Origin of the sequence: Serratia proteamaculans, assembly GCF_004684015.1 — a bacterium.
GTDB lineage: Bacteria > Pseudomonadota > Gammaproteobacteria > Enterobacterales > Enterobacteriaceae > Serratia > Serratia proteamaculans_F.
The window spans coordinates 97,392-115,116 of the sequence record NZ_SRIA01000020.1; the positions used below are offsets into that span (position 1 = coordinate 97,392).

General features: G+C 57.1%; 18 protein-coding genes. 6 read left to right on the plus strand and 12 right to left on the minus strand.

Translation table 11 applies throughout. The features are described from left to right. The first annotated feature begins 98 nt into the window (after positions 1-98). Positions 99-1,022, plus strand: a complete 924-nt coding sequence (locus tag E5C26_RS19580; protein ID WP_135317784.1) for a LysR family transcriptional regulator — start codon at positions 99-101, stop codon at positions 1,020-1,022. On the opposite strand, the gene E5C26_RS19585 is transcribed toward E5C26_RS19580, so the two are convergent. After that, positions 1,012-2,166, minus strand: a complete 1,155-nt coding sequence (locus E5C26_RS19585) for an MFS transporter (protein WP_135317785.1) — start codon at positions 2,164-2,166, stop codon at positions 1,012-1,014. The two genes, E5C26_RS19580 and E5C26_RS19585, sit on opposite strands and share 11 nt — an antisense overlap. Positions 2,167-2,480: 314 nt before the next feature. Further along, positions 2,481-3,389 (minus strand): LysR family transcriptional regulator, encoded by a 909-nt coding sequence (locus E5C26_RS19590; RefSeq protein ID WP_135317786.1) that lies wholly within the window; start codon positions 3,387-3,389, stop codon positions 2,481-2,483. A gap of 109 nt (positions 3,390-3,498) precedes the next feature. On the opposite strand from E5C26_RS19590, the gene E5C26_RS19595 reads away from it, so the two are divergent. Both E5C26_RS19595 and E5C26_RS19600 read left to right on the plus strand, forming a co-directional pair. Continuing rightward, positions 3,499-4,383: an MBL fold metallo-hydrolase gene (locus tag E5C26_RS19595; protein WP_135317787.1), complete on the plus strand. Its 885-nt coding sequence runs from the start codon at positions 3,499-3,501 to the stop codon at positions 4,381-4,383. A 75-nt stretch (positions 4,384-4,458) separates the two neighbouring features. After that, positions 4,459-5,109 carry a DsbA family protein gene (locus E5C26_RS19600; RefSeq protein WP_135317788.1) on the plus strand — a complete coding sequence of 217 codons (651 nt, stop codon included), beginning with the start codon at positions 4,459-4,461 and terminating at the stop codon, positions 5,107-5,109. Between the two features lie 48 nt (positions 5,110-5,157). Here E5C26_RS19600 and E5C26_RS19605 read toward each other — a convergent pair whose 3' ends face one another. Beyond that, positions 5,158-5,865 carry a tetratricopeptide repeat protein gene (locus E5C26_RS19605; RefSeq protein ID WP_135317789.1) on the minus strand — a complete coding sequence of 236 codons (708 nt, stop codon included), beginning with the start codon at positions 5,863-5,865 and terminating at the stop codon, positions 5,158-5,160. A 190-nt stretch (positions 5,866-6,055) separates the two neighbouring features. On the opposite strand from E5C26_RS19605, the gene E5C26_RS19610 reads away from it, so the two are divergent. After that, positions 6,056-7,792, plus strand: a complete 1,737-nt coding sequence (locus tag E5C26_RS19610) for an ABC transporter ATP-binding protein/permease (protein ID WP_135317790.1) — start codon at positions 6,056-6,058, stop codon at positions 7,790-7,792. Positions 7,793-7,832: 40 nt separating this feature from the next. On the opposite strand, the gene agaF is transcribed toward E5C26_RS19610, so the two are convergent. From agaF to agaR, 6 genes are read right to left on the minus strand one after another with little or no spacing between them, the layout of a single operon-like run. Continuing rightward, complete coding sequence (gene agaF, locus E5C26_RS19615) at positions 7,833-8,267, minus strand: PTS galactosamine/N-acetylgalactosamine transporter subunit IIA (RefSeq protein ID WP_135317791.1); 435 nt, start codon at positions 8,265-8,267, stop codon at positions 7,833-7,835. Positions 8,268-8,277: 10 nt separating this feature from the next. Then, positions 8,278-9,171, minus strand: a complete 894-nt coding sequence (locus E5C26_RS19620) for a PTS system mannose/fructose/sorbose family transporter subunit IID (RefSeq protein WP_135317792.1) — start codon at positions 9,169-9,171, stop codon at positions 8,278-8,280. Next, the gene (agaW, locus tag E5C26_RS19625) at positions 9,161-9,940 is read right to left on the minus strand and encodes a PTS N-acetylgalactosamine transporter subunit IIC (RefSeq protein ID WP_135317793.1); all 780 of its coding nucleotides are present in this window, start codon (positions 9,938-9,940) and stop codon (positions 9,161-9,163) included. Before agaW ends, E5C26_RS19620 begins: the two co-directional genes overlap by 11 nt. Before the next feature lie 14 nt (positions 9,941-9,954). Further along, positions 9,955-10,431: a PTS N-acetylgalactosamine transporter subunit IIB gene (gene agaV, locus E5C26_RS19630; protein WP_012146550.1), complete on the minus strand. Its 477-nt coding sequence runs from the start codon at positions 10,429-10,431 to the stop codon at positions 9,955-9,957. 1 nt (position 10,432) lies between these two features. Beyond that, positions 10,433-11,716: a D-tagatose-bisphosphate aldolase, class II, non-catalytic subunit gene (locus E5C26_RS19635; protein ID WP_135317794.1), complete on the minus strand. Its 1,284-nt coding sequence runs from the start codon at positions 11,714-11,716 to the stop codon at positions 10,433-10,435. Positions 11,717-11,739: 23 nt separating this feature from the next. Then, positions 11,740-12,513, minus strand: coding sequence for a transcriptional repressor AgaR (gene agaR / locus E5C26_RS19640; protein WP_012146552.1), 774 nt, complete (start codon positions 12,511-12,513; stop codon positions 11,740-11,742). A gap of 512 nt (positions 12,514-13,025) precedes the next feature. Here agaR and E5C26_RS19645 point away from each other — a divergent pair. Continuing rightward, positions 13,026-14,246 (plus strand): CynX/NimT family MFS transporter, encoded by a 1,221-nt coding sequence (locus E5C26_RS19645; protein ID WP_135317879.1) that lies wholly within the window; start codon positions 13,026-13,028, stop codon positions 14,244-14,246. Here E5C26_RS19645 and E5C26_RS24665 read toward each other — a convergent pair. The 3 genes from E5C26_RS24665 to E5C26_RS19655 form a co-directional block, all read right to left on the minus strand. Next, on the minus strand, positions 14,236-14,400 hold the full coding sequence (locus tag E5C26_RS24665; RefSeq protein WP_167796680.1) for a hypothetical protein: 165 nt from the start codon (positions 14,398-14,400) through the stop codon (positions 14,236-14,238). The genes E5C26_RS19645 and E5C26_RS24665 overlap by 11 nt on opposite strands. Before the next feature lie 11 nt (positions 14,401-14,411). Then, positions 14,412-14,525 (minus strand): YmiA family putative membrane protein, encoded by a 114-nt coding sequence (locus E5C26_RS24910; RefSeq protein WP_135317795.1) that lies wholly within the window; start codon positions 14,523-14,525, stop codon positions 14,412-14,414. 401 nt (positions 14,526-14,926) lie between these two features. After that, positions 14,927-16,579, minus strand: coding sequence for a multidrug ABC transporter permease/ATP-binding protein (locus E5C26_RS19655; RefSeq protein WP_135317796.1), 1,653 nt, complete (start codon positions 16,577-16,579; stop codon positions 14,927-14,929). A 153-nt stretch (positions 16,580-16,732) separates the two neighbouring features. Between E5C26_RS19655 and E5C26_RS19660 the strand changes: the two genes are divergently transcribed. Continuing rightward, positions 16,733-17,653 (plus strand): LysR family transcriptional regulator, encoded by a 921-nt coding sequence (locus E5C26_RS19660; protein ID WP_135317797.1) that lies wholly within the window; start codon positions 16,733-16,735, stop codon positions 17,651-17,653. The last annotated feature ends 72 nt before the right edge of the window (positions 17,654-17,725 follow it).

Sequence of the window (17,725 nt, forward strand, 5' to 3'; positions counted from 1 at the left end):
ACGTCCAATATTGCCGCACGCTTTCTTGGATGGAAAATATCTATTTAGCCAGTGTCTATTCATTTATGATATGACTTTGCTGATTAAAAGAGCTGCCGATGCACGCGATAACGCTACGCCAGATTGAAATCTTCTATGCGGTGATGACCACCGGCAACCTGACCGAAGCCGCCGCGCTGCTGCAAACCTCGCAGCCCACCGTCAGCCGTGAGCTGGCGCGCTTTGAGAAGCTCATCCAGCTGCAATTGTTCGAACGGGTACGCGGTCGGTTATCCCCGACGGTGCAAGGCCTGCGGCTATTGGAAGAGGTGCAGCGCTCCTACTACGGTCTGGATCGTATCACCGCCGCCGCTGCCAGTATCCGCCAGTTTCAGCAGGCTCAGCTGTCGATTGCCTGCCTGCCGGTGTTCTCGCAATCACTGCTGCCCGCGGTGTGCAAACCTTTTATCGATCGCTATCCGGAAGTGAGTTTCAGCGTAATACCGCAGGAATCACCGCTGCTGGAGGAGTGGCTGTCGGCGCAGCGCCACGATTTGGGACTGACAGAAAATACCCTGACCCCGGCGGGGACCGAGCGCATGACGCTGATGACTCTGAACGAGGTGTGCGTGCTCCCGGCGGGGCATCCCCTGCTGGCGAAAACGGTATTGACGCCGCAGGACTTTGCCGGACAAAACTTTATCAGCCTGTCGAACACCGACAGCTATCGCCAACTACTGGATTCGTTGTTTAGTGAGGAAGGTGTTAACCGCCGTCTGGTGATGGAAACCCATAGCGCTGCATCGGTCTGCGCCATGGTTAAAGCGGGAGTAGGAGTATCAATCGTTAACCCGCTGACGGCGCTCGATTACGCCGGCAGCGGTGTCCACGTGCGGCCATTCAGCGTTGAAGTGCCTTTTACCGTCAGTCTGATCCGGCCGCTGCACCGCCCATCGTCGGCGCTGGTCACGGCCTTTACTCAGCATTTGCAACAGCAGGCGCAGACACTCCCCGCCCGTCTGGCGGCGGTAATTACACGCTAGCCGGACGCTTGGCGCGGCTGAAGGTTACCAGACAAAGTACCAGTCCCAGCAGCGCGATCCCCGCGGCCGCCAGCGGCACGCTGGTCAGGCCCAACCCTTGCGCAATCACCACGCCACCAACCCAGGCACCAATGGCATTGCCGACGTTAAACGCAGCAATATTTAGCGTAGACACCAGATTCGGTGCCTTTTTACCGTAGGTCACCACGTTGATCTGCAATGCAGGCACCGCGGCAAACGCCGCCGCGGCCCACAGGAACAGGGTGATTTCCGCCGGTACCATTGAGTGACTGGTCCAACTGAACAACGCCGCGAAACAGGCGATCACCAGGAAAGTACAGGTCAGAGTCAGCGGCAAACGCCAGTCTGCCAGACGGCCGCCAAGGATATTGCCCAGCGTCAGGCCAACCCCCATCAACAGCAGCGTCCAACTCACGCCATGTGAGGAAACCCCGGTCACTTCGGTCAGCAACGGAGCAATATAGGTAAACAGCGCGAACATCGATGCGGCAAAGGCCACGGTCATCAGCAGCGAAAGCCAGATGCCGCCGCCACGCAGTGCCGTCAGCTCTTTTTTCAGGTCGGTCGGCTGTTCATCCTTGACCGTCGGCAGCTTGCTATACAGCGCCAACAGGGATAACACGCCGATCACCGTCACCGCCCAGAAGGTGGAGCGCCAGCCCAATGCTTGCCCCAGCGCAGTGCCGAGCGGCACCCCCAACACGTTGGCCAATGTCAGACCGGTGAACATCAACGCCACGGCGGAAGCCCGACGGTTGGGCGCCACCAGGTTAGCCGCCACTACTGCGCCGATACCGAAGAACGCGCCGTGGCACAGGGCGGTGATAATGCGCGCCAGCATCAGGAAATCGTAGCTGTAACTCAGCGCACACATAATATTGCCGAAGATGAAAATCACCATCAGCAGTAACAGCGTCTTTTTGCGCGGCAGCTTGGCCGTTAGCAACGCCATGATCGGTGCACCGATAGCCACGCCAAGGGCATAGCCGCTGATCAACCAGCCGGCGGAAGGAATAGAGACCTGCAGATCCCTCGCGACCTCCGGCAGCAACCCCATAATCACGAACTCGGTGGTGCCGATAGCAAATGCACTTAATGCCAGTGCGAGCAGAGAAACAGGCATGCGTAACGCTCCCAATCAACAAAGCCCCGGCGTCAGGCGCGCGAGGCTGGTAAAAAACACAAAATTATCGGCCAGCCTGGCAGGCTGTCCGTGGAAAGGTCAGAGAGGATGTTCAAAGAGCCGGGTTATCTATTTAACCCTATAATTATTAAGTCTTATTCACTCTTCTCACGCTACAAAAACTACACGTCGCCCCATCAGTTAACCAGTGACAGAGCCGCGACAGCGCACAAAATGCCCCGGTAAACTCGCTAACCGCTTGAATGCGCTGATGATGAAAAATGTGTACAAATATTACCAAGGTGTTAACGGTATCAGCGCAACGTCGCTCGCCAGTCTGCATCGGTGGCAAACCACTCCACCAAAAAGTCCAACATGGTTCTCAGCGTCGCCGGCATCTGTCGCCGCGAAGTATAAATGCCGTAAATGCCCATCGACTGAGGCCGATAATCCGGCATCAGCTCAACCAGGTCGCCGCTGGCCAGCAGCGGTGCCGCCGAATAGTATGGCTGCATGGAAATCCCCGCTCCCTGCACCGTGCCCGCCATCAATACCACCGACTCGTTGGCGCTCAGATTACCGCTGACCGCGACGGCCGACTTCACCCCCTGGTGGTCAAAATGCCACAGGCTTTTACCGAAGTAGGAGTAAGTCAGACAGTTGTGCAGCGCCAGATCCTGCGGATGACGCGGTGTGCCATGCGCCGCCAGATAGCCCGGAGCAGCACAGACCACCGAGGCGCAGGAGGACAGCGGTCGGGCGATCAGATTGGGATCCAGCTCATTGGTAATTCGCAGCGCCAAATCGATACGCTCTTCGACCAGATTCACCGTGCGATTATTCATTTGCAGATCCACCGCCACCTGCGGATGGCGCTTCAGGTATTGTGCAACGGCCCCCACCAGCGCCGTCTGGCCCAGCGACTGCGAGCAGGTGATCCGCAGCAGGCCACGCAGTTCATCACTCTGCTCCCCCTCGACCAAATCAATCTCGCCCGCCAGCGCCAGCATCTGGCGGCAGCGCTCTAATGTGCGCTCTCCGGCGTCCGTCAGACTAAGCTTACGGGTAGTCCGGTGCAGCAAACGTGCCCCAGCCCATTGCTCCATCTGGGCCAGATAACGCGTCACCATGGCGCGCGACATTTCCAGCGTTTCTGCCGCCGCAATCATGCTGCCACGGTCAACGATGGTGATAAAAACCTCAGCGGCGGTAATGCGATCCATGATTCGTCCGATTTACGCAATGAATAATTGCTCATTATCCGGTTTTTCTATCGCTTTATGCAACCTAACATCTACTCAACATTTAATCGCTACCCAAGGACCTCTGCCCATGTTTAACAAATCATTACTGACCCTGGCCTTCGCCGGCATCACCACCTTTAGCGCCTACGCCACCGCCGCCGACACTCTGACCATGGAAGTGTACAACCCAGGTGAGAAAAGCGTGTTCCCGGTGTCTTCTGAAATCATCAGCGGCAAGCACGAAGTGGCACTGATCGACGCCCAGTTCCAGCGCAACGACGCAGAAGAACTGGTGAAAAAGATCAAGGCGACCGGCAAGAAGTTGACCACCGTCTACATCAGCCATTCAGATCCGGATTTCTATTTTGGTCTGGACGTGATTAAAGCCGCGTTCCCACAGGCGAAAATCATCGCCTCACCGGGCACCATCGAAGAAATCAACGCCACCAAAGACGGCAAAGTGGCCTACTGGGGCCCAATTCTGAAAGACAACGCGCCGAAAGCGGTCGTGGTTCCACAGGCATTGCAGGGCGACAGCTTCACCGTTGACGGCCAGAAAGTTGAAGTGAAAGGCCTGACCGGCCCAACGCCGGAGCGCACCTACGTGTGGATCCCGGCGCTGAAAGCGGTAGTGGGCGGTGTTCCGGTCGCGGGCGACAATATCCATCCGTGGATCGCCGATAACCAGACCGTCGAATCCCGCGCACACTGGCAGCAAACGCTGGAAGGCATCAAGGCATTGAAACCTAAAGTTGTTGTTCCTGGCCATTTCCTGCCGGGTGCCGACCAGACGCTGAAATCCGTGACCTTTACTCAGAACTACCTGACCACGCTGGAAGCTGAACTGCCGAAAACCAAGGATTCTGCTGCACTGGTGGCAGCAATGAAAAAGCATTACCCGAACCTGAAAGATGAATCCAGCCTGGAACTGAGCGCCAAGGTGCTGAAAGGCGAAATGAAGTGGCCGCAATAAGCCCGTCAAAACAAACTGAGCAAAGCGTTACTGCAACCCGCCCTTGAAAGGGGGCGGGAATAACGAGGAATAATTATGACCGGCACGACTCTGCATTACATTTTCGATCCGCTGTGCGGCTGGTGTTATGGCGCAGCCCCGCTGGTGAAGGCGGCCAAAACCATTCCAGGGCTGAACATCGCCCTGCATGCCGGTGGCATGATGACCGGCAACAACCGCCGCCAAATCACGGACGAATGGCGTAATTATGTTATCCCGCACGACAAACGTATTGCGGAGTTAACCGGACAAACCTTTGGTGAAGCCTATTTCAATGGCTTGCTGCGTGATACCAGCGCAGTTATGGACTCAGAGCCGCCGATTACCGCGATACTGGCAGCGCAGGCGCTGGCGGGACGCGGGCTGGATATGCTGCATCGCATTCAGGAAGCGCATTATCAGGAAGGTCGACGCATCGCCGATACGCCGGTGCTGGAAGCCCTGGCAAAAGAACTGGGCCTGGCTTCGGCGCCGTTCATCGCCGAGATGCGCTTTAATACCGGTGCTCCGACGGCGCAACACATTGCGCAAAGCCGGGCGATGCTGGCCAAAGTTCAGGGGCAAGGGTTCCCGACTTTCGCACTGGAAGACAGTGAAGGCCATCTGCGCCAGATCCCGGCGGGCAACTATCTGGGGAATGTTGAAGCCTGGAAAGAGTTGCTGAGCGGTGCCGCTACCTGGGCATAAACCGGGTTACTCTGCCTGGGCATCCACTCTGTTGGCTGCCCGGGCTATTTACTCAACCCGCACAAAGCGCCCTTCTGCCCGTACGTTAAAACCAAAACCACAGTCGCCTTTGGTATGCATTTGCAGCGCATCCGCCGTGAATTGTATCGCCACATCACAGGTTATCGCGTCCTCCGGCTCTCGCTGACGGTACAGCGCCTTGCCCTGTTCAATCGGCAACACCTCGGCGAATTCGCCCATATTCGGGCCGTAATACAACCCCATCTGCGGCATGTAATAACCGGAATAATCGATCAGCCAACGACCGTCCTGCGGCTTGACCTCCACTTCGCTCCATACGCCGCGCCCGGCATACTGCCAGTAGACGCCGCCCGGTCCTTTCGACGGCGGTTGCTTCGCCAGGCGTTGCTGCAGCAGTTTTAAATTATGTTGGGATTTACTGTCCTGCGGCGCCAGTTCCAGATAGGCGCGTGCCTTGAGCAGTTCACCGGCATGCATCAGCGCCAGCGCCACGTTGTTGTAAGCGGTGGCGGTCGCCTGACTGTCCAGACCACAGAACTCGCTCCAGGCGGCCTGATCGCGGAAAACATCGGCAGCGCGCGGGTAATCACCGCGCTGGTAGGCACTTTTCCCCAGCTCGGCATAGCTCGCCACCTTGTGGCAATCGGCATCAATATCCGGCTCATCAATATGTGCCCTGACCTGAGCGCTGGCAAACGCACCACAGGTCAACAGCAAGGGAACCAACGCCTTCATTACTTTTCCTTTCCGCAGTAAACACCCCAATTTCGGCGCCAGTATAACCGCCATTTTGCCCGGTAACACCCCTGACGGTGCAATCACAATATTTCAAACGGTTAGCTGCGTTAGAACTGCTTACAGTCAAGATTTGTTTGTTACTTGTCCACGGCCCATGCTGAGGAAAATACAGAATTAACGAGAGCCCATGAACACAACCCCAACCCCCAAACATGCCGTCTGGCAACTGATTAAGCCCTTTTGGGTTTCGGAAGAGAAACTGCGGGCCTGGTCGATGCTGATCGCCATCATCGCCCTGTCGCTCGGGCTGGTGTACATCAGCGTGCTGATAAACCAGTGGAACCAGGTGTTTTACGATGCGCTGCAAAACAAAAACTATCCGGTATTCAAGGCACAGCTGTGGCGCTTTACCTATCTGGCGCTGATCTTCATCGTGCTGGCGGTATACAAAATTTACCTGACGCAGGGCCTGCAGATGCGCTGGCGGCGCTGGATGACGGAAAAATTTATGGGTAAATGGCTGGCGCATCAGGCCTATTACCATACCGAGCAGCAACAGATCGTCGATAACCCGGACCAGCGTATCGCCGAAGATCTCAATGTACTGACCCAGTACACGCTGTCGCTGTCGCTCGGGCTGCTTTCCAGTCTGGTGACGCTGTTTTCCTTTATCACCATTCTCTGGCACGTCAGCGGGCCAATGACTTTTGTCATCCATCAGCATGCCATTACCCTGCCCGGATATATGGTGTGGTTCGCCCTGCTGTACGCGGTGCTGGGTTCGCTGCTGATTTGGTGGGTCGGCAAGCCGCTGGTCCAGCTCGGCTTTAATCAGGAGCGCTATGAAGCAAACTTCCGTTTTGGACTGATCCGTATAAGGGAAAACAACGATGCCATCGCGCTTTATCACGGTGAACCGCGTGAGGCGCAACAGTTGGGTGACCGCTTTGACAGCATCCGTACCAACTGGTGGTCAATCATGCGCATCACCCGTCGGCTTAATATCGCCTCTAACTTTTACAGCCAGTTCGCCATTGTTTTCCCACTGTTGGTGGCGGCACCGCGTTACTTCTCCGGCGCTATCCAGATGGGCGGCATGATGCAGATCGCCTCCGCCTTTGGTCAGGTACAGGGCGCGCTGTCATGGTTTATCGATGCCTTCAGCGATCTGGCAACCTGGAAAGCCTGCGTTAACCGTCTGGCCGGTTTTAACGCCGCCGTGGATCAGGTTCACCATCAGCAACGTGGCATTCAACTGCAAGCGGAGAACGACCAACCGCTGATCCTCGACCATCTCAGTCTGCAACTGCCGGACGGTCAAAGTTTGCTGGGTTCAACGTCGGTGACGCTGAAACGCGGTGAGAAAGTGCTGGTCGTCGGCCCTTCGGGCTGCGGTAAATCCACGTTGCTGCGTGCTATCGCCGGGATCTGGCCCTACGGCTCCGGCAGCATTGGCCGCGACGCGGCCAGCAGCGCCCTATTCCTGCCACAACGCAGCTATATTCCCATCGGCACGTTGCGCGAGGCGCTCAGTTATCCGCATCTCGCGGCCGAATACAGTGATGAACAACTGCTGAGAGTGCTGGAAAATTGCCGTCTGAAGCATCTGCAACGCTGGCTGGACACCAGCGCCAACTGGAGCCACCGTCTGTCGCCGGGGGAACAACAGCGGCTGGCGTTCGCCCGCGCCATTCTGACCCGGCCGGACATTTTGTTCCTCGACGAGGCCACCAGCGCGCTGGACGATGAAACCGAGCAGCTGATGTATTGCCTGTTGGTCGATGAGCTGCCGCAGGTGACATTGGTCAGCGTGGCGCACCGCAACAGCGTAGCGAAATACCACCAGAGCTGCTGGCGCTTTAGCCGCGCAGAAGAGAACCAGCCGGCCCGTATGGCACTAAGCCCCCTGCCTATCGCCGGTTAATCAACCGGGTGACGCTCATCGCAGCGTCACCCGGCTTGCCTCAAATGCCGTCAGTCTGTACATCCTCGCATTTTACCCGGCGTCTTTCGTGCCACAGGCTGGTCAACCCACGCTTTCCGCACGCCAATGCCACTTCGCGGAATTCGTCCAGGCTCAGGCCATCCCTTTCCAGCATCATTTCCGCCGCCAACTGCATATTCACCCCGGTCAGCACCTCACAATCCCCGTGCGCGTCCGCCAGTTCGCTGGCACAGCGAAACGGTGAGCCGCCGAGCATATCGGTGAGAAATACCACGCCGTCCGGCTGTGCCACTTCGGCCAACGCCGAGATCAACGCAGCCTTTAACTCGGCGGTACTCATCTGTTCGGGAAAATTGACCGCAACGCAGTCCGGCTGCGGCCCCACCACCTGTTCAACCGCCTGCAACAGCCCACTGGCGAAGCCGCCGTGGCCGGTAATTACAATGCCTGGCATAAACCGCTCCTCACAATAAACCGATAAACTTGCCCACCACGCCAATCACCACCGTCACGCCAATCAGCTTCACCGGTGAGAAGCCGCGCTTCATCAGGAAGAAAATCAGCAGCGTAAAGCACAGCGGCAACAGGTTGGGCATCAACTTGTCCAGCACATCAGTCTGTAGCGCCACGCTGGCTTTGCCGGCATGCATCACCAGCGGGGTAGAAAGATGAACATAAGAAGCCACCAGTGCACCGATCACCGTCATGCCGACAATCGAGGCGGCGTGAGATATTCGCCGGGTATGGGTTTTCAACAGCGCCAGCGCGCTGGTACCGGCCTGATAACCGTAGTGAGCCAGCCCGAAGCGCAGCCCGAAGTGAAATACGTTAAACAGCAGCAGGAAGACGATCGGCCCAAACAGGCTGCCTTCCAGCGCCAGCGAGGCACCAATCCCGGCGCAGATCGGCAGCAGCGTCAGCCAGAACAGCGCATCGCCAATCCCACCCAACGGCCCCATCAGCGCCACTTTCACCGCACGAATGGTGGAGATCTTCTCTTTGTTTTGCTCCATCGCCAGCACCAACCCGGAAAGGAAGGTGACGTCAAACGGATGCACATTGATAAACTCCATGTGCATTTTCATCGAGTTGGACAGATCCTGCGGATTGCGGTGGATCTTGCGCAACGCCGGGATCAACTGATACAGCCAGCCACCGGCCTGCATACGCTCATAGTTGAACGACGCCTGTAGCAGCAACGAGCGCCAGGCCATGCGGTTGATATCACCGCGGGTCAGAGCCTCGGCGGGCTGGCTATCGAGGTAGTCATCCTGATCCACCTGACTGGTGGCCAGCGCCTGCGCCATACGTTTTTCCGCTTTTTGCGCCAGCAGATCGTCGGAATCATTAAATGCCATCTTCAGCATCCTCTTGGGGGACAGGTTGTTTGAGCGGGTCGGCAGCGGCCCGTTGACTGTTAAAGAAGTCGATCAGGGCGATCGCCAACGCGCCTAGCGCCACGGCCAGGATCGGCAATTTCAGGAAGGTGACCGAAATAAAACCGAGGATGAAATAAGCCACATAAGTTTTTTTCATCATCACTTTCATCAGCAGTGAGAAACCAATCGCCGGCATCATGCCCCCCGCCACCGCCAGACCGTCCAACAGCCAGGCCGGGGCTTTTTGCACCATGGCGCTGGCCGCATCGGCACCGAAATAAATCGGCAGAAACGCCACCACAAAGTAGAACGCGAACAGGATGCTGATACCGAGATAATTCACCCGTTCGATACCGCGCCAGTTCAGTTCTTTCACCATGCGATCGCAGCGATGCATCATCGGTGAAAACAGGGTGAACAACAGTGTGATACAGCCCTGTACCGCTATCGAAAACGGCACCGCAACGCCAATCGCTACCTTGGGATCGGCTTTGGTCAGAATGGCGAATGCCGTACCAATCACCCCGCCGATCACCACGTTCGGCGGCTGAGCCCCCGCCAGCGGCACCATGCCCATCCACACCAGTTCCAGCGTGCCACCGACCAGCAGGCCGGTGTAGACATCCCCCAGGATCAGGCCGACCAGCGGCCCCAAAACTACCGGACGGTGGAAGTGGGTCAGGCCGTCGAACAGGTCGACCCCCGCCAATCCGGCCAGCAGTGCAATCAATAACGCATCAGTCAACATGATTTCCCCCGAACTCAAAACAGCAGTTTGCCGACAGGTTCACCCGCTTCATCCGGCACCCGGCGCACCTCACATTCGACGCCCAGCGCCGCCAGTTCGCGAAAGGCGGCCACGTCCCCCTCATCCAGCGAGACCGTTTTATGCACCTGCCGCTTGCCCTCGGCGAAATGCATGTTGCCGACATTGACGAAACGGATAGGCACCCCGCCCTGTACCAGCCGCAAAACATCCTGCGGCGTTTTGCACACCAAAAAGATCTTCTGGCGATCCGCCGCCTTGTGGATCACGTCGATGGTTTTCTGCAGCGTGAAGTAACGCGTCTGTACCCCCTCAGCCACCACCATGTCCATCAGGTTCTGCTGCACCGGATCGGCCGCCGCTTCATCGTTGGCCACCACCACCAGATTGGCCCCCAGGGTATTGGTCCAGGTAACGCCGACCTGGCCATGGACCAGTCGGTTATCAATGCGGGTCATCAGGATATTCGGCATGTCAGTGCACCTCCGGGTAACAGGCGGCGTGATAATCATCGAGCACCTGCGTCACCTTGTGCATCACCCAGTCCTGCGGATCGTTGCTCAGCTCACCGGCATTCAACGCACGGGCCTGATCGGGCAGATATTGGCTTAACAGCGCCAGCGGCACCGGATTGCGACGCAGATTGTCGATCAGCCGCTCTACCGCCTGCTGAACCTGTGGCTGCGGCCAGTAGTAACGCACCCGGTCGCTCAGGCTGTAATGGCGGTCGAGATACTGCTGGTGCGGATTGCCATGGTAGTAGCGACTCCACTGCTGCGGCTGCTCGCGCATCACCTGTTCCAGCGTGGCGCACAGCTGCGCCGACTGATGCTCACCCAGCCATTCACGTTCAATATGATCCAGGGCGAACAGCGCCTCACGCAGGGCAAAAGTCAGCGCCGGGCCGACTTTCAGGATGGCGAAATGGTCACCCACCAGTTGCCGGTAAGCTTGCGGGGGCTGGTAGTCCGTTGAATGCGCCTCGTAGACCATGCCCGGCTGCCGTTCGATGAAACGACTCAGTTCATGAGCCCGTTGAGGTTGGTAGTGTTCTACGCTGTGATGATCAAACTCCACACCCGGCTGGACCACCAACGCAATGGTTCGCCTCCAGGCGTCGACCAGCTCCGCCCGCTGCCAGGCCAGGCGATGTACCTCAAGCGTTTGCTGCACCGCCTGCGGCGTGGTGACCTGCATGCCTTCCAGCGCCTCCTGCGCGCCGCCCGGCACCGGCACCTCAGTGCCTATGACATACACCGGTGGCTCGCCGCCGCTTTCCTGCCAGGCTCGTTCCGCGACGCTGCACAACCGGGCTGCACGAACGGCCACGGTTTCATCATTCAGCGGGAAAGGATCGCCGACGCAGGACATGGAGCAATCGAGGTGAATTTTGCGAAAACCGGCACGAACATAATCGTCGATCAGCGTTTCCGCCAGCTGCATGGCTTCTTCTGCCGGTCTATCCTGCCAGGCATTGGGGCCGAGATGATCGCCCCCCAGCCACAGGCGGTCACGCGACAGCCCGACTTCATCCGCCAGCTGCCATAGCGCATCGCGGAACTGCTGCGCCGTCTGGCCGGTGTAGCCACCAAACTGATTGACCTGATTCGAGGTGGCCTCAACCAGCACCGGCGTGCCACGTGCCCTGGCCTGCCGCAGGGCCGCTTTCAGCACCCAGGGGTGAGCGGAACAAACGGAAAATACCCCAACCGGTTTGCCGGCCTTGTGCTGCTCAACAAGCTGTAACAACTGCTGCATGGAACCCCCACGCAGGCGCCGTACTACCGATCGGCGATGACAACCTCCACGCCCAACTCGGTTAACGCCCGCTCGTAATCGTCCGGAAGAAGGCTGTCGGTAATCAGCCGATGAATTTGTCCGGCTTCGCGGATCATGCAAAAGCTCTTGCGACCAAACTTGCTGGCATCCGCCACGGCGATGATTTCGCGCGCCACCTCGCACATCACGCGATTGAGGTGGGCCTCACCGGGGTGAGGCGTGGTGATACCGGCAACCAGATCGAAACCGTCGACACCCAAAAACAGTTTGTCGAAACGGTACTGGCGCAATTGCTGCTCGGCAGCCGGACCGTAGAGCGAGTAGGAGTTACGGCGCACGCTGCCGCCCAGCACCATCACCTCCACCCCATCGTTACCTGAAAGCTCATAGGCAATGTTCAACGCATTGGTCATCACCACCAGATCGCGTCGCCCTTTGAGGAACGGCACTATCTGGGTAGTGGTGGAACCGGAATCGAGGATCAGCGCATCGCCATCGCGCACATAGCTTGCCGCTACGCTTGCGATCTGCGACTTCACGTCGCGGTTTAACCGCCCTTTGTCATGCAATGGGCGATCGAAGGCGAATTGCTGATTGAGCATCGCGCCGCCATAAGCCCGCAGCGCACACCCTTTTCGTTCCAGAAAGCGCAGATCGTTGCGGATCGTCACCGTGGATACTGCAAACTGTTTGCTGAGCTGCTCCACGCGCACGCTGCCGTGCTCGCATAACAGATCGATAATGTGTTCACGTCGCTTTGCGGTATTCACTGGCATGAGCTGCGGTCCTCAGGTTTCCGGCCGGGCCGGGGAGAAGATGGCTTTCGCTCTACTGCGCTGGCATTACAGCAAAGCGAAAGCAATGAAATTGTGATCGGGGTTACAGCGCTGTTTTAGCAGAAAAAGCAGCTAAAAACCTTTCGGATCGAAATGAAGTGAAAATATTCAGCGGCAGTGAAAGACAAAGTGAAATCTCAGGGCGGGCGCGGTTGCCGGGATGCAGCTCCCCAAGCGCAGCAGCAAACGAAAGCGGTAACTTTGCGGGCCGGTTGGCCGACTTTTAGTTCATCGGGTGATCGGGATCACATAACAGTAATTATCCCCTCTGGCATTGCGTCGCAGACGCTGAAATGGCGCCTTCGTCGCTTGACTGGCCCCTTGTCAGGTCAGGGGTTCTTCCCTACACTTGCGCGCAGACATCGGCCGCTGCCGATGCGTAAGCGTTAACGTCAATCAACGCATCATGCCATGCAGTATTGATTGACTGCCTGCCCTGGTGCGAGGAAATGATGCCCCAATCCGCTTTACCCCCAACGTCTGCTCCCCTAAAACGCAGCCGTTTACGCCATCCATTATTACTGGTCACCGGCATTATGCTGGTCGCGGCCAACCTGCGCGCCGCGTTAACCAGCGTCGGGCCATTGCTGGAACAGATCCAGCAGCAGTTGTTGCTGTCCGCCACCTCGGCCGGTCTGCTTAATTCGCTGCCGCTGATCCTGTTTGCCGTGCTGTCGCCGGTGACTCCCGGCCTGGCAAAACGCATGGGGATTGAACGCACGCTGGGTATGGCGCTGCTGCTGCTGGTGATTGGCATCGCACTGCGTTCCCTGCCGCAACCCGGCATGTTATGGCTGGGCACTGTCTTGATCGGCGCTGCCATCGCCTTTGCCAACGTGGTGTTGCCGACGCTGGTTAAGCGCGACTTTCCCGGCCGCGCCGCCGCCATGATTGCCGGTTACGCGGCGATAATGTCACTGGTGGCCGCCACCGCTTCGGGCCTGGCCGTGCCGCTGGCGGCGTTGAATGGCCTTGGTTGGCGTTTTTCCCTGCTATGCTGGAGCCTGCCGGCGCTGTTGGCACTGATGGTTTGGCTACCCCAGTTACGCCGCCCAGCGGCCTCGGTGACCGCTAATACCCCCGGCGTTCAGGCTGAGTCTTCCCGCTCCCCCTGGGGCAGTGCACTCGGTTGGCAGGTGGCACTGTTTATGGGCTTACAGTCCATCACCTTCTACACCATTATCGGCTGGTTTAGCGCCTTCGCCGCCAGCCATGGCACCTCGCCACAGCAGGCGGGTTTTGAGCTGTTTATCTATCAGGTGGTGGCCATCGTCGCCAACTTTGTGATGGTGTTTATTCTGCCGCGCGCACGCGACCAGCGGGCTATTGCGCTGTGCAGTTCACTGCTGATTTTTACCGGCGTTGCGGGTTTGCTGTTGCTGCCGGGCCATTCTCTGATCTGGCTGATTTTCGCCGGTCTGGGGGCGGGAAGTTCTTTGGTGCTGGCGTTGTCCTTCTTTGGCCTGCGAAGCAGCCATCATCACCAGGCCACCCAACTGTCAGGCATGGCGCAATCGGTAGGCTATTTGCTGGCGGCGCTGGGGCCAACGCTGTTCGGCCTGTTACATGACCTGACTCAGGGCTGGCAGTTGCCGTTGACCATTCTGCTGGGCCTGACGCTGCTGCAGATGCTGTTCGGCATATTGGCCGGGCGTAATCGGGTTATTCGTTAGCTTCAGGGGCGGGCGGTTCGGGTTCTGTGGTGTCGTCCTGCCAGAGATCGTGAATAAAATCACGTTGCTCTTTCGTCAACTGCCATGAAGGGGGGATCTTGACCGGGCTGTCATCCCGGGCGCCCCCTTTCTTCTTTACGCGCTTTTCTTCCATCAATTTGTTTCCTAAACAAGCAGCCAATAAATCACGGCGGCGATGGCCAGCCAAAACACCCCGCAGCCGATAAATACGCACAGCCAAGCTTTACGTTTGATATCCGCGTCATCCTTGCTTATCACAGTCGCCCCATCTAATAGATTAAACTAATCAAAAACCAATTATTGATCTATTTAAACGATCAATAAAGAGGTTTGTTCTTATAGCAATTTAAAAAATACCTGCTACTCATGTACCTAAAGTCAGGTATAGAGTAGAAAGACCGCAGAATAATCAGGTCATTAGAGAAAGATTTGGGATGAATTAATGGGCAGGATGCAGTGTGACACAAACAGATAGATCAAAATTAAACCACTACTCAATAAATCAAAACACAATTAATCAACATTACTTAAGTTAAATTGGCAACAATTTAGGCTGGGGAGTGACACTGAAGCGCGGGGATATGCTGATTTTAGCGGATAGCGCTATGCAAGGGGAATGAATCACCCAGCCCATTAGTACAGGCTGGGTAATATTAATATCAGTCAATCTGCGAAACAGAGTCCTTGCTGGCGCGTTCACGCTCACTGCCGGTCAACTCGCTGAGTCGCCCGTCACGCATTTGCAGCAGCCGATCGGCATGTTCGAAGTAATGATCGTCATGGCTGATGGCAAATACCGTCTTGCCCAAAGCGCGTAACTGTGGCAGCAGCTCACGGTAGAAGATCCGGCGAAATTGCGGATCCTGATCCGCCGCCCATTCGTCCAACAACAAAATCTCCCGCTGTTCCGCCACCGCCAGTAACAGCGCCAGACGCTTGCGCTGCCCCTGCGACAACTGCGGGTTGGTTACCCGCAGGCCGTCGAATTGCAATTTGCTTTTCATGTTCAAGCGGTTAAGCCAGCTTTCCACCAGTTCGGCGTCCGGCTGATCGCCTTCAGGCCCCTGTAAATGGTGGAACGGATGAAAGTCGGTAAAAATGGCGGAGAACAAGCAGCGGTAGTCGGGCATATCAGCCGCAGTTTGCACGATGCCATCCAGCAAGATTTGTCCACTGACCGGCTGATATAACCCGGTCAACAACATTGCCAGCGTCGATTTCCCACTGCCGTTGCCGCCAATCAGAAAGACCAGTTCACCGCGTTGCAACGTCAAGTCAATCGGCCCAACGGCGAACCCCGCTTTTTGCTCCGTCGCGCCATAGTGGAACATCACATCGCGCAGCTCCAGGGTTTGCCAGGCTTTGCCCGCCACCGCAGGAAACTCGGGTTGGTAATCGGCAAGCCGCAGGGCTTTGACCTTGCCGAAGGCGACTTCGGCAGCAATCAGCGTCGGGAATGCCCCCACCGCCTGCAACAACGGGGTACGCAGGAACAGCAACGTCAGCGAGTAGGTTGCCGCGACGGTGGTATTGGCCCAGCCCAGGCTGTTGGCCATATAAAACACCAGGCCAATCGCACCCAGCATCATGATATTCGACCAGTTCACCGCGCTGAGATGGTAGGTATCGGCGCGGATAATGTGCTGTCGATAGTCTTCTGCATCCGGCCGGTAGGCCTGCTGGTACAGCGCTTTTGCACGATCGCGGTTCAATGCCAGCTCTTTGCGGCCGTCAATCGCCGACTGATAGTGTTCATAAAGGCGCTCTTCAGCCTCACGCACGCTGGTCAAATGCCGATACACCCGCGATACCAGGCACCCGCTGCCAAACACCGTCACCGCGACCCAAACGGCGGTGACCGCCAGCATTTGCGGAGATAACCAGCCCAGATAGGCTGCCGACCCCAGCGTCAGTATCACCCCTTGCACCAGCTCCGGCAGGCGAACAAAGGCAACGGTGATATTGCGAATATCACTGGCCAGGCTCGCCAACAGCGAGGCGCTGCCCAGTTGCTCTATCCGTTCGATATCGGTATCCAGGATCTGCTTCACCAATTGGCCCCGCAGCCGGAACACAAAATGGTGGCCGAGCGTGGTCAGCGCCAGCTGTGAGCCCAGCGTGACCGCCATCAGCAACGCCAGCAGCCCGAGGAACTCCGGCAATACGGCCAGAGGGTTGCCCGCCACCGTCATCAGCCGCATATTTATAAAGGCGATGATGCCTATACCCAGCGCCGCACTGGCCATGGTCAACGCCATTACCGCCAGAAACGGCCAGCGATACTGGTGGTAAACCACCCGTAGCAACTCCATGAAGAACCCTTAACCTGAAATCTTGAGATGGCAGGCATTGTAAGCGGCCAAAAAGTGATATCAATAACAATTCCCATTTTGTCGCTGGTGATTGCTTCCTGAGTTTGAGGATTTACACTGGCGGTTACTCCGGGACGAGGAAAACACCGACTGATGCTGCCCACACATGAATATGCCAACGACCTGATCCTGTTCGCCCTGATTGTTGACTGCGGTTCTTTCAGCAAAGCCGCTGAAACTGCCGGTATCACCAGCTCGGTGGTCAGCAAGCGCATCGGCCGCCTGGAGAAATCCCTCGGCGCACGCCTGTTATACCGCACCACCCGCAGCCTGACGCTAACCGAGAACGGCCAAAACCTGTATCGTCAGGCCAAAGAAATCAGCGCAAAAACTCAGGAAGCCCTGAACGTCATCAGTGAAAACAGCGATGACCTGACCGGCGTGATCCGCATGTCGGTGCCGACCATTTCAGGCGAACTGTTGCTGAGTGAGAGCGTGGCGGAATTTTGTGCCCTTCATCCGAACCTGAAGGTGGAAATGCGGCTTGAAAATCGCTTCGTCGATTTGGTCAACGAAGGGATCGATCTGGCGATCCGTACCGGCACCCTGCCGGACTCCAGCCTGATTGCCCGTCCGATCCTGGATTCCCGCTGGGTGATCGTTTGTTCGCCCAGCTATCTGCAACAATATTCGGAACCCCACTCAGCCGACGACCTGCTCAAGCATAACTGCCTGACCTATACCTATCAGGAAAGCGGTACCGACAACTGGCTGATGAAGCAGCCAGGCAGCAGCGAGATTTACGAACTGCAGGTTAATGGCAATCTGTCCGCCAATAACGCCCGGGCGATCCGCAAAGCGGTGATCGGCGGTTATGGCATTGCCATGGTGCCACGCTGCATGGTGTATGAGGATTTACAAGAAGGTGCCATGGTGGAAATTTTGCCCGGCCACTGCGGAAAAGTATTAGGTATTTACGCTGTCTACCCCTATACCCGCAATTTGCCGTTAAAAACCCGACTGCTGATCGAACATATCATCACGTCCTATAAAAATATCAGCCACTATTTTTGAAGTGAGTCACATAATTATTCTGCCCGGCTCGTGAGCGAGCCGACGGGATTACCCCACTTTTGAATATAATCT